This window comes from Nonomuraea sp. NPDC049750, assembly GCF_040659625.1.
Classification (GTDB): domain Bacteria; phylum Actinomycetota; class Actinomycetes; order Streptosporangiales; family Streptosporangiaceae; genus Nonomuraea.
The window spans coordinates 86107-98170 of record NZ_JBFANB010000003.1 but is presented as its reverse complement, the minus strand read 5'-3'; the positions used below and the strand labels follow the sequence as shown (position 1 = coordinate 98170).

Genomic DNA, 12064 nt, shown 5'->3' with positions numbered 1-12064 from the left:
GCGGCAGCTGCCATGGGCGCGGGCGGTGTTCTGGCTCTACGCCGCCACCCTGATGCTGCCGCTGCTGTGGATGTTCGGCATGTCCATCCGCCCGAACGAGGACATTCTCGGCAGTTTCTCGCTCATTCCGCAGCGGACCACGCTCGACAATTACCGGACCTTCTTCACCGACCCGGTCTGGTATTCGAGCTATCTGAACTCCATCATCTACACGTCGCTGAACGCGGTGATGTCGCTCATCGTGGCGCTGCCGGCCGCCTATGCCTTCTCCCGGTTCAGGTTCGCCGGGGACAAGCATCTGTTCTTCTGGTTGTTGACGAATCGCATGGCGCCGCCGGCGGTCTTCCTGCTGCCCTTTTTCCAGATTTATCAGAGCGTGGGGTTGTTCGATACGCACCTGGGCGTGGCCATCGCGCACATGCTGTTCAACGTCCCGCTCGCCGTCTGGATCCTCGAAGGATTCATGTCGGGGATACCGCGCGAGATAGACGAGACGGCGGCGATCGACGGCTATTCCCTGCCGCGATTCTTCCTGCGCATCTTCCTGCCGATGATCCGCTCCGCGGTGGGCGTCACCGCTTTCTTCTGCTTCATGTTCAGCTGGGTCGAACTGCTCATCGCCAGGACCATCACCTCGGTCAACGCCAAGCCGATCGCCGCCACGATGACGCGGACGGTGAGCGCGGCCGGCGTGGACTGGGGCCTCCTGGCCACGGCGGGCGTGCTGACCATCATCCCCGGAGCCATCGTCATCTGGTTCGTCAGGAACTACGTGGCTAAGGGCTTCGCTCTTGGAAGGGTCTGACGATGCAGTGGATGGTGTGGACCCTCCCCACGGCCCTGGTCTTCATCGGTCTGGCGCTGCTGCTGTGCGGCATGGCGATCTGGGGCCACTTCTCGCCCCCGGTGGCCCGGCGCGGCTTCCTGCGCATCGAGACCGACCGTGGCGACCGCTTGTACATCGGCCTGATCAGCGCGGCCGTCGTACTCGCCGGCTGGATCGCCGTCACCGACCTGTCCATGTGGCTGGCTCTGGCGTGCGCGCTCCTGGTGACCATCGTGATCGGGATTTGGGGCTGACCGAAGGAGGCATGAGGCGATGAGACGTCCAAGAGGCAGGACCACGGCCGTTGGCCTGGCCGTACTCGTCCTACTGGGGGCCGGGTGCTCAGCGGGCGAGCAGAAGCCCAAGAGCGATTTCACCGAGGCCCAGGGGAAGGCGGCGGCACAGAAGTGGGTGTCGAGCGAGTTCACGCCGAGCACCCTGTCCAAGGATCAGCAGCTCGCGGAGATGGACTGGTTCACCAAGGCCGCTGCGCCGTACCGCGGCATGGAGATCAACGTCGTCTCCGAGACGATCACCACCCACGAGTACGAGTCGCAGAAGCTCGCCAAGGCGTTCACCGACATCACCGGGATCAAGGTCAAGCACGACCTGATCCAGGAAGGTGACGTGATCGAGAAGCTGCAGACGCAGATCCAGGGCAACCAGAACATCTACGACGCCTACGTCAACGACTCCGACCTCATCGGCACTCACTCCCGGGGCAACTACGTCTTCCCGCTCTCCGACTACATGGCGGGCGAGGGCAAGGCGATCACCTCGCCCACCCTCGACCTGAACGACTTCATCGGCACCAGCTTCACCACCGGGCCGGACAAGAAGCTGTACCAGCTCCCCGACCAGCAGTTCGCCAACCTCTACTGGTTCCGCTACGACTGGTTCACCAACCCGACGATCAAGAAGCAGTTCAAGGACGCCTACGGCTACGACCTGGGCGTGCCCGTCAACTGGGCGGCCTACGAGGACATCGCCGACTTCTTCACCAACAAGGTCAACGGCAACGGGACCATCGACGGCAAGAAGGTCTACGGCCACATGGACTACGGCCGCAAGGACCCCTCACTCGGCTGGCGCTTCACCGACGCGTGGCTGTCCATGGCCGGCAACGGCGACCCGGGCATCCCCAACGGCCTGCCGGTGGACGAGTGGGGCATCAGGGTGGAGAACTGCCGCCCCGTCGGCTCCTCGATGACCCGCGGCGGCGACACCAACGGGCCCGCCTCGGTGTACGCGCTGACCAAGTACGTCGACTGGCTGAAGAAGTACGCGCCGAAGGAGGCGGCCGGCATGAACTTCAGCGAGGCCGGCCCGGTCCCGGCGCAGGGCAACATCGCCCAGCAGGTCTTCTGGTACACCACGTTCACCGCCGACATGACCAAGCCGGGTCTCCCGGTGGTCAACGCCGACGGGACGCCGAAGTGGCGCATCGCGCCCAGCCCGCATGGCGTCTATTGGAAGGAAGGCAACAAGCTGGGCTACCAGGACGCCGGCTCCTGGACCCTGCTCAAGAACACGCCCAAGGAGCGCCGGGCGGCGGCCTGGCTGTACGCCCAGTTCGTCACCTCGAAGACGGTCTCGCTGAAGAAGTCGATCACCGGCCTGACCTTCATCCGCGACTCCGACATCAAGAGCGACTACTTCAAGGACAACTCCGCGAAGTACGGCGGCCTGATCGAGTTCTACAACTCCCCCGCCCGCAAGCAGTGGACGCCGACCGGGACCAACGTCCCCGACTACCCGAAGCTCGCCCAGCTCTGGTGGCAGAACGTCGCCACCGCCGTCACCGGTGAGACCACCGCCCAGCAGTCGATGGACAACCTGGCCAAGCAGCAGGACGACATCCTGTCCCGGCTGGAGCGCCGCGGCGGCAACTGCGCGCCCAAGCTGAACCCGGAGCGCGACGCCCAATACTGGCTGGACCAGCCCGGCGCCCCCGCGCCGAAGCTGGCCGACGAGCGCGGCAAGCCGGCGACGCTGGACTACGACAAGCTCATCGCCCAGTGGAAGTCCGGAGGCTGATCAGTCGCGGCGGGACCGGCGGGTAATCTGTCGGTCCCCTCACTTAGTGTGCCTACGCGGCCAGTAAGCGCGAATGATTGGATCAGTGCCGTGGAGGCCTCTGTCGAGCAGCTCGTGTACGTCCGTGAGGACGAATACACGGTTGCCCGGATGACCGCCGAGACCACGCCCAACTTCGTCGCCGCTGGCCGGGCGCTGGCGGGCGTACAGCCGGGCGAGACGCTCGCGCTCACCGGCGAGTGGGGCGAGCACCCCCGCCACGGCAGGCGCTTCACGGTGACGGCGTGCGAGCGGATCGTGCCGTCCACCACCCGGGCCATCCAGCTCTACCTGGGCTCCGGCCTGATCCGCGGCATCGGCCCGCGGCTCGCCCAGGCCATCGTCGGCCACTTCGGCGAGGCGACACTGACCGTCATCGACACCGAGCCCGATCGGCTCAGGGAGGTCATCAACATCGGCCCCGCCCGGCAGGGCCAGATCCTGGAGGCGTGGCGGGAGCAGAAGGAGATCGCCGCGCTGATGGTGGTCCTGCAAGGTTTCGGGGTCAGCCCGCTGCTCGCGGCCAAGATCTTCCAGGTCTTCGGCCGCGACTCGGCCGAGCTCGTCACCTCCGACCCCTACCAGCTCATCGGCCGGGTGCGGGGCATCGCGTTCGGTACGGCCGACAAGATCGCCCTCCAGTCGGGGGTGCCCGAGCACAGCCCGCAGCGGATCAAGGCGGCGCTGCTCGACCGGCTGGAGACGGCCGCCGCCAGGGGCGGCCACTGCTACCTGTCGCTCACCGCCCTGCTCACCCAGACCGCCGAGCTCGTCGAGCAGGATCAGGACATGGTGCGGCCGATGATCGACGCCCTCACCGCCGAGCGGCGGGTGGTCGTCGAGGCGACTGCCGACCAGATCGTGGTCTACGGCAAGGAGCTGCACAGCCGCGAGCTCAAGCTGGCCGAGCACCTGGGCAGGCTCTGGCAGGCCCGCTCGACGCTGCCCATGCGCGGCTTCCAGGAGGACCCGGAGCTGCACGACGACCAGCGGGCGGCCGTGACCATGGCGCTGACCAGCACCGTCTCCGTCCTCACCGGCGGTCCGGGTTGCGGCAAGAGCCACACGGTGCGGGTCATCGCGGCCACCGCGCGGGCGATGGGCGGCCGGGTGACACTCGCCGCGCCCACCGGGAAGGCGGCCAAGCGCCTGTCGGAGCTCACCGGGCTGCCGGCCATGACCGTCCACCGGATGCTGGCCTACGAGCCCGACCCCGACGCGCTGTTCGACCAGACGCCCGCGCAGGCTGACCTGATCGTGGTCGACGAGGCGTCCATGCTGGACCTGCACCTGGCCACCCGGCTCACCTCGGCCATCCCGTCGGGCAGCCACCTGCTGCTCGTCGGCGACAGCGATCAGCTGCCCAGCATCGGGCCCGGCAGCGTGCTGGCCGACCTGCTGCGGGTCGAGGAGATCCCGCGCGTACGGCTCACGCATGTCTTCCGCCAGGCCGACGGCAGCGGCATCATCCACAACGCCCACCGCATCCGGGCCGGGCAGTTGCCCGGGATCCCGGGTGGCGGCGGCTTCTGGTTCGAGGAGCTCGACGACCCCGAGGCCGTCGCCGAGCGGGTCGTCCACCTGGCGACGGTGGCGATCCCCCGCAAGCAGGGCGTCGAGCCGGGCCAGGTGCAGGTGCTGTGCCCGATGCGCAAGGGCGCGGCGGGCACCGCCGAGCTCGGCCGCCGGCTCCAGGAGCGGCTCAACCCCGCCCAGGAAGGACGGGCCGAGCACTGGTCGGGCGCCTCGGCCTTCCGGGTCGGCGACCGGGTCATGCCGATCCGCAACAACTACGACAAGGGCGTCTTCAACGGCGAGACGGGCACGATCACCGGCATCGTCCAGGAGCAGCGGCTCGTGGAGATCGCCATCGACGACGGCGAGACGGTGACCTACGGCTTCGACGAGCTCGACGACCTGACCCACGCCTACGCGATCAGCGTGCACCGCTCACAGGGCAGCGAATACCCGTTCGTGGTCGCGCCCCTCGTCGCCGAGTCCGGCGGCATCATGCTGCGCCGCCGGCTCCTCTACACCCTGGTCACGCGGGCCCGGTCGTGGGTGGTGCTGGTCGGCGAGCGCAAGGCCCTGGAGCTGGCGGTCGCCCGGCTCGGCGACCGCCGCAACACCGGCCTCACTCGGCGTCTGACCCATCTGCTGGCCTGACACCACCCGGTGTCCGGCCATCCGCTGGCCGGGCACCACCCGGCGTCCGGCCCATCCGCCGGCCGGACATCCCCCGAAGGAGCACCATGGCCATCGACTTCACCCTCGCCCCCGAGCACGAGAAGATCCGCGACCGGGTCCGGGCCTTCATCCAGGGCACGGTCATCCCGGCCGTCGAGGAGGTGCCGGAGAGCGACCGCGACGCCTACCTCCGGACGATCTTCCGGCTGCGCGAGAAGGCCAAGGCCGAAGGGCTGTGGCTGCCGCACATGCCGAAGGAGTGGGGCGGCATGGGGCTCGGCCACGTCGAGCTGGCCATGGTGCAGTCGGAGGCGGCCAAGACCCGGCTCGGGCCGTGGGTGCTCAACTGCATGGCGCCCGACGAGGGCAACATGCACACGCTGCTGCACTGGGCGAGCGACGCGCAGAAGGAGAAATACCTGCGTCCCCTGCTTGAGGGGAGCAAGATGTCGTGCTTCGCGATGACCGAGCCGGAGGTCGCCGGCTCCGACCCCACGCTCATCCGCACCCGGGCGGTCAAGGACGGCGACGAGTGGGTGATCAACGGCCACAAGTGGTTCATCTCCAACGCCCGCCGGGCGGGCTTCGCCATCCTCATCGCCAGGACCGAACTCGACCTGCCCGAAGGGGCGCGGGGCGCCAACACGGCCTTCCTCGTCGACCTGCCCTCGCCGGGCTGGAACGACATCCGCGAGGTCGAGACCATGCACGGCTCGACGGGCCACAGCGAGATCGTCGTCACCGACCTGCGGGTGCCCGACGACCAGGTGCTCGGCGGGCGGGGCAACGGCCACCGCCTCGGCCAATACCGCCTGGGCCCGGCGCGGCTGGCCCACTGCATGCGCTGGATCTCGCAGGCGGAGACGGCGCTCGACATGATGGTCGGCCGCGCGCTCAACAGATACAGCCACGGCTCCGTGCTCGCCGACAAGCAGGGGGTGCAGTGGCTCATCGCCGATTCGGCCATGGAGCTTTATCAGTGCAAGCTGATGGTGCTGCACGCCGCGTACAAGATCGACAAGGGCGAGGACTTCCGTACGGAGGTGTCGATGGCCAAGCACTTTGTCGCCAACAGCCTCAACCGCATCATCGACCGGGCGATCCAGGTGCACGGCGCACTCGGCTACTCAACCGACACCCCGTTGGCCAGCATGTTCCAGCACGCCCGCTGGGCCAGGTTCGCCGACGGGGCCGACGAGATCCACCAGATGCGCATCGCCGAACGGACCATCGCCGCCTACCGCGACACAGGCTCCACCGCCGCGGCCACCGGCGGCCTCCCCCTCTGACCCACTGTCAGGGGCAGCCGGCGCGAAACCGCCACATCGCCTCGGGCGATGGGAAGAGGGCTGCTGCCCGGCGCCCGTGCGGGCGGCAGCCCTCGTACCCCCGGTTCGGGCGGCGGCTCGCGGGCCTACGAGGTCGGGCAGTTCTCGCCCCGGCTGCCTCCTGGCTCCTGCGGCTCGGACCCCTCGTACACGCTCAGGGTCGCCTTGCCCGGCTCTGTCATGGAGCCGTTCTCCACCAGCCACGAGTCCGGCACCGACTGCTTCGTTCCGCCGGTTATGGGGTCCATGTCCTCGAAATTCTGGATGGTCACGCCGCGCTCCTGCAGCATGCCGCGCACCTCGGCCACGGTCCGTCCGATGTAGGGCAGGCAGTGCAGCGGCTCGCCCAGGCCGTCGATCGTGGTGCCGTTCTCGAACGGCTCGCCGGGCCGGGCCTCGCGCCCGAGCGTGATCTCGGCGGGTCCCTGGAAGTTCTCCGGGATCTTCACCCCGATGGGGCAGCCGCCCATCTTGTCGCAGGTCCCCGGCTGGTCGATGGTCTTGATCTCGTCGAGGTACCGGTGATCGGTGAGCGAGGTGGGGAAGATGGAGCCCACCCACGACGGCGTCGAGGGGATGACCCTGAGGGTCACGTTCAGCCCGGCGTCACGGAGCTGCGCCTGGTACGTGCCGGCGTCGGCGTACAGGTCCTTGATCTCGATGACGTAGTAGCCGTCCTCCTTCTTGATGTCCAGCGCCGCGGCCGTCCCGGGCCCGAGGCCGAGCCCGGTGGGCAAGAGCCAGCTCAGAGCGAGGAACGCGGCGGCCAGCAGGGCCACGCCCGGCACCGCGGCGCGCAGGACCAGCGGCCGGCGCGCGCGCCGCCCTGCCGGTGCGACGGCCCTGGCTGTGGCGGGCTCGGCGGCCATGATGTCGCGCATGAGCTCGTGGGCCGCCTCGGTCATGCCGGGCCCGGCGCCAGGAGACAGGTGGGCGACCACGCGGTCCACGCTGTTCTTCATGATTTTCCCTCCGCGAGTGCGACGGCGCGCAGGCCGTAGGTGGTCAGGTCGAGGTCGGCGGCCGCCAGTTCCTTGGCCAGCCGCTGGCGGGCGCGGTGCAGGCGCAGCCGCGCCGCTCCGCGCGAGCAGCCGAGCACCTTGGCGATCTCGGCGCTGCTCAGCCCTTCCCAGCCGACCAGGGCGAGCAGTTCCCGGTCGTCGGGCGACAGGCGCATGAACACCTGGCGGGTGGCCTCGCCGTACCGCTCGGCCACCGGCCTGGACCAGGTGGACAGCTCCTCGCGCAGCCGCGCGGCCAGCGCCGATCGACGCTCCTCGGCGCGGAAGTGGTTGGCGAGGACCCGCCGGGCGACGGCGTACAGCCACAGCCGGGCCTCGTCCCCCGCGGGAATGTCGTCCAGCCGGCGCCAGGCGGTCGTGAACGTCTCGGCGATCACGTCGGCGATGTCGTCCGTGGACTCGGTACGTCGCGCCACATAGGCGGCGATGGCGGGATAGTGCGCCAGGTAGAGCTGCTCGAAGCGTTGCTCCGGCGCCGGGGGCCCGATGTCGCCTTCTCTCCGTTGTTTGGACACACCTCAGCAAATGTCCGGCTTAACGGCCCTGTTTCACAACAAAGCCTATTTTCCCGAAAGGCTCAGTTTTCACCCGAGACTCGGTAACACCCTGCCGTATCCGGACATTTGCTCATGCGTTGCCGCTGGACGTACCTGAGCGTCGTCGGCGGCGATCGGTCATGCAGCCGATGGAGAGGAAACGCATGAGGTTAGGCAAGGGCCTGCTGGCCGCCATCCTGGCGGTAACGGCCGGCGTCACGACCGCCCCGGCACCCGCCGCCGCGACGCCGGCCCCGACCCCGGGAGTCGCGAGGCAAGAAGGCGCGACGAACCGGCCGACCGGCACGGTGACGCTGATCACCGGCGACCGTGTCGTCGTCACCGCCGCCGGGCATCGGGTGGAGCCGGGAGCGGGCAGGCAGGCGCACTACAGCAGCCAGTACCGCGACGGCCATCTGTACGTCTACCCGTCCGACGCCCATCCGCTGGTGGCCAAGGGCGTTCTGGACGAGCGGCTGTTCGACGTCACGCAGCTCCTGGCCTGGGGGTACGGCGACGCGAAGCGGAGCGACATCCCGCTGATCACGCAGTCGACCAAGGGGGATGTGCCCGCGCTCCGGAGCGCTCGCCAGGACCGGCGGCTGTCCTCCCTCGGCATGTCCGCCGAGGAGGTGCCCAAGAAGAGCGCCGCCGAGACGTGGAAGGGCATAACGGACGGCGTCCAGACTCTGACCGCCGGCCGGACGAAGATCTGGCTGGACGGCCACCGCTCCTTCACCCTCGACCAGAGCGTCAAGCAGATCGGCGCCACCGAGGCGTGGAAGCAGGGCTTCACCGGCGAGGGCGTCACGGTCGCCGTGCTCGACAGCGGCTACGACCCCACACATCCCGACCTGAAGGACGTCGTCACGCAGGCACGCGACTTCACCGGTCGCGATGACATCCGCGACAGGAACGGGCACGGCACGCACGTCGCGTCGATCGTCGCGGGAGCGGGAGAGAAACAGCGCGGTGTGGCGCCCGGCGCGAAACTCGTCATCGGCAAGGTCGGCGACTTCGTGATGCGGGAGTCCGACATCGTCGCCGGCATGGAGTGGGCCGCGGCCGAGGTCAAGGCCAAGGTCATCAACATGAGCATCGGCGGCCCGGACACGATCGACGTGGACCCGGTCGAGCAGGCGGTCAACACGCTGTCGGAGCGTACCGGCGCGCTCTTCGTCGTGGCCGCGGGCAACGACGCCAAGCCCGGTTCGGTCTTGAGCCCCGGCAGCGCGGACGCCGCCCTCACGGTCGGCGCCGTCGGCCGGGACGACAAGGTGGCCGACTTCTCCAGCAAGGGCCCCCGGCTCAACGACCACGCCATCAAGCCGGACCTCACCGCCCCCGGCGTCGCCATCAAGGCCGCCAACGCCAATGGCGGTGCCGACGCCCCGTACGTCGCCATGAGCGGTACCTCGATGGCCGCACCCCACGTGGCGGGAGCCGCCGCGATCCTCGCCCAGCGCCATCCCGACTGGAGCGGACAGCGGCTCAAGGCGGCCCTCATCGGCAGCGCCGCCCCCAACGGGAGCGCCAAAATCTATGAGGAGGGCGCCGGACGCGTGGACGTGGCCCGTGCGGTCTCCCAGCAGGTGGCCGCGACGACCGGCAACGTCTGGGCCTCCTTCCCCTGGAACGGCACCGGCGAGCGCGTGGCGACCAAGACGCTCACGTACGCCAACTCCGGCAACACCCCGCTCAGCCTGGACCTCGCCGCGGACGGCGAAGGGCTGGAGCTGGGTTCCAAGCGGCTGGAGGTGCCCGCCAAGGGCGAGGCGTCGGTCGAGCTGACGATCCGCGCGGAGGGCAAGGCGCCCGGGGACTATCCCGGCATCGTCACCGCCAAGTCGGGCGACACCGTCGTGCGCACGCTCGCGGGCGCGTACGTGGAGCCCGAGACCCACACCCTGACCGTCAAGACCATCGAGAGGGACGGCCAGACACCCCGCTCCGCCATGGGTTATCTCTACCAGCTCGAGACCGATACCCAGAACACGCTCTCGTTCGACGACCAAGGCGTCGCAAGAGTACGGGTACCCAAGGGCGAGTGGAACCTCTACGTCAACGTGTTCAACTCGGACCAATCCACGACCGCGCATCGGCCCGTGACCATCGACGGCGCGGACCAGGAAGTGACGGTGGACGCGCGCCAGGGGAAGGAGATCACGTTCACGGTGGACGAGCCGACCGCCGTCCAGGACGGCAGTGAGGAGATCACCCTGGCCAACGGCTGGTTCGGTCAAGGCTGGTCCAGCTTCGGTGACGACGTCTACGCTGTGCCGGTGCGCCAGCCCGGCCTGAAGTACCTGGCCGGGAGCACCTGGCACAAGAAGGACGCCGCGCCGAGCCCGTACCGCTACGACCTGGTCGACTACCGCACCGGCGGAATTCCGGACGACCTGTCGTACACGGCGCGCACACGTGACCTGGTGAAGGTGAGCGCGACGTACCGGGCGCCCGGTGTGCCCGGCACGGCCGACGTGATGGCGGGGCCGCTAATCCCCGGCGGGTCCTGGGCAGGGGGCGCCTGGCTGTCCGGGAGCCCGAGCCTGAATCTGCCGGCCACTATGACGCACTACCGCACTCCCGGCTTCGCCTGGGCAACCAACATCACGACGGGCACCCACTGGGTGTCGGGCGTGAGCCAGGTGCTTGGCCGCCAGCCCGTCACCGAGCTGTGGAACGCCGCCGTGACCGGTCCCGCCTTCGGCACGTCCGCGGGCAGCCGCGACGGCGACTGGCTGAACTTCAACGTCGACGGCATCCTCGCCGACGGGCGGGCCGGACTGATGGGTGGCGACTACGACATCACCGGCACCATCGCCCTGGCCCGCGGCGAGGAGAAACTGGCCGAGACCGATCTGGCGACCTGCGAACCCGGATTCACGGAAAGTTGCCGGCTGGACGTCCGCCTGCCCGCCGAGCCGGCGACCTACACGCTGACCGCGTCGGCGCGGCGGCCGTCGGCGCTGTCCACGAAGGTCGAGTCGACCTGGACATTCCAGTCGCAGCGGACGGCCGAACCCCGGCCGCTGCCCCTGACCGCCGTCCGCTACGCCCCCGAGGGCCTGGACGACCACAACCGCGCCAAGCCCGGGTCCACGACCGTCGTCCCGGTGAGCCTCCACCGCAACCTCGGCGCCCCCGCGCCACGCGCCACATCGATCACGCTTGAGGCGTCCTTCGACGACGGGGCGAACTGGCGGCCGGTCCGGCTGACCCACGCCGGCTCAGGATGGACGGCCCGGATCACGAACCCGGCCGCACCCGGGTTCGTCTCACTGCGCGCCAAGGTCACGGACGCGGCGGGTGACCGCGTGACACAGACCATCACCCGGGCGTACGCCATCGGGTGACGGATCCGCACTCCGGCCGCGCGGGCGCAAGTCTCCCGCGCGGCCGGCCGCGGCCCGGCGGTGAATGACCGGCACCGCCCCGTCACCGAGCGGGTCCTGCCCGAGGCCGGCGGCCTGGGCGCGGAGAAGGTCACCTTCTCCTACACCGACCTCGGCTTCGTCTTAGAAGGTGCGAGTGGTGACCCAGTTCGCCTGACTCGACGGATTATTCAGGTCGAACGTGGTCCCGGACAGGCGCCTGTCCGAGCCCAGCGAGCCGGTGTATCGGCCCCTGGCCCCGTTCGACCACCCAACGGTGAAGAAGATGTTCCGGCCTTCCACCGCGCCTTCTTCGATCGTCCCCACGGCGCCGGACCAGGAGGCGGTCCCGAAGAGCCTCCCGCTGCTGTCCTGTGTCACGTTCATCGTCACTGTGATCCCGCCGCTCTGAGTGAACTGCCACCTGCCATTGACGGAGAACTCGGGCGCCGCGACGGTCGCCGTCCGCGAAGCGGAGGACACGCCGGCGGCGCCGGCGGCAGGGGCCAGAGCGAGACCAACGCCGCCCAGAACAAGGGCGAGGCCGGCCGTGGCAAGCTTGGTGCGCATGGGAGATCCCTTCGTTGATGTTCGATCGATCCGCTGAGCGGACCTGAGCGCTCCTCGGCGTCTTTTCTCGGTCGGGTGGCCTGACGCCTCGTGAGGGCACATCTGATGGTGCGCTGATGGCCAGCGCACCCGGCATCCCATGTTT

General features: G+C 69.2%; 9 protein-coding genes. 6 read left to right on the top strand and 3 right to left on the bottom strand.

The genetic code is table 11. The features are described from left to right. Positions 1–52 precede the first annotated feature (52 nt). From AB0J16_RS09185 to AB0J16_RS09165, 5 genes are all read left to right on the top strand, one after another. Positions 53–805: a carbohydrate ABC transporter permease gene (locus tag AB0J16_RS09185; RefSeq protein ID WP_357647321.1), complete on the top strand. Its 753-nt coding sequence runs from the start codon at positions 53–55 to the stop codon at positions 803–805. Between the two features lie 11 nt (positions 806–816). Further along, on the top strand, positions 817–1080 hold the full coding sequence (locus AB0J16_RS09180) for a DUF2160 family membrane protein (RefSeq protein WP_358316370.1): 264 nt from the start codon (positions 817–819) through the stop codon (positions 1078–1080). Positions 1081–1099: 19 nt separating this feature from the next. Beyond that, on the top strand, positions 1100–2863 hold the full coding sequence (locus AB0J16_RS09175; RefSeq protein WP_358536345.1) for an ABC transporter substrate-binding protein: 1764 nt from the start codon (positions 1100–1102) through the stop codon (positions 2861–2863). Between the two features lie 90 nt (positions 2864–2953). Continuing rightward, the gene (locus AB0J16_RS09170; protein WP_358536343.1) at positions 2954–5068 is read left to right on the top strand and encodes an ATP-dependent RecD-like DNA helicase; all 2115 of its coding nucleotides are present in this window, start codon (positions 2954–2956) and stop codon (positions 5066–5068) included. An 86-nt stretch (positions 5069–5154) separates the two neighbouring features. Continuing rightward, the gene (locus tag AB0J16_RS09165) at positions 5155–6378 is read left to right on the top strand and encodes an acyl-CoA dehydrogenase family protein (protein ID WP_358536340.1); all 1224 of its coding nucleotides are present in this window, start codon (positions 5155–5157) and stop codon (positions 6376–6378) included. 125 nt (positions 6379–6503) lie between these two features. Here the strand turns inward: AB0J16_RS09165 and AB0J16_RS09160 are convergent, their stop codons facing one another. Both AB0J16_RS09160 and AB0J16_RS09155 read right to left on the bottom strand, forming a co-directional pair. Then, positions 6504–7379 carry a hypothetical protein gene (locus AB0J16_RS09160; protein ID WP_358536338.1) on the bottom strand — a complete coding sequence of 292 codons (876 nt, stop codon included), beginning with the start codon at positions 7377–7379 and terminating at the stop codon, positions 6504–6506. Then, positions 7376–7954 (bottom strand): RNA polymerase sigma factor, encoded by a 579-nt coding sequence (locus AB0J16_RS09155; protein ID WP_358536335.1) that lies wholly within the window; start codon positions 7952–7954, stop codon positions 7376–7378. The genes AB0J16_RS09160 and AB0J16_RS09155 overlap by 4 nt, the downstream gene beginning before the upstream one ends. Before the next feature lie 185 nt (positions 7955–8139). Between AB0J16_RS09155 and AB0J16_RS09150 the strand changes: the two genes are divergently transcribed. After that, positions 8140–11331, top strand: coding sequence for a S8 family serine peptidase (locus tag AB0J16_RS09150; RefSeq protein WP_358536332.1), 3192 nt, complete (start codon positions 8140–8142; stop codon positions 11329–11331). Positions 11332–11493: 162 nt separating this feature from the next. Here the strand turns inward: AB0J16_RS09150 and AB0J16_RS09145 are convergent, their stop codons facing one another. Next, complete coding sequence (locus AB0J16_RS09145) at positions 11494–11919, bottom strand: hypothetical protein (protein ID WP_358536329.1); 426 nt, start codon at positions 11917–11919, stop codon at positions 11494–11496. Positions 11920–12064: the final 145 nt, after the last annotated feature.

Excerpts from the sequence above, each read along its gene's own strand:
- AB0J16_RS09185 (WP_357647321.1), top strand. The coding sequence starts at position 53 with ATGCTGCCGCTGCTGTGGATGTTCGGCATGTCCATCCGCCCGAACGAG.
- AB0J16_RS09180 (WP_358316370.1), top strand. The coding sequence starts at position 817 with ATGGTGTGGACCCTCCCCACGGCCCTGGTCTTCATCGGTCTGGCGCTG.
- AB0J16_RS09175 (WP_358536345.1), top strand. The coding sequence starts at position 1,100 with ATGAGACGTCCAAGAGGCAGGACCACGGCCGTTGGCCTGGCCGTACTC.
- AB0J16_RS09165 (WP_358536340.1), top strand. The coding sequence starts at position 5,155 with ATGGCCATCGACTTCACCCTCGCCCCCGAGCACGAGAAGATCCGCGAC.
- AB0J16_RS09160 (WP_358536338.1), bottom strand. The coding sequence starts at position 7,379 with ATGAAGAACAGCGTGGACCGCGTGGTCGCCCACCTGTCTCCTGGCGCC.
- AB0J16_RS09150 (WP_358536332.1), top strand. The coding sequence starts at position 8,140 with ATGAGGTTAGGCAAGGGCCTGCTGGCCGCCATCCTGGCGGTAACGGCC.
- AB0J16_RS09145 (WP_358536329.1), bottom strand. The coding sequence starts at position 11,919 with ATGCGCACCAAGCTTGCCACGGCCGGCCTCGCCCTTGTTCTGGGCGGC.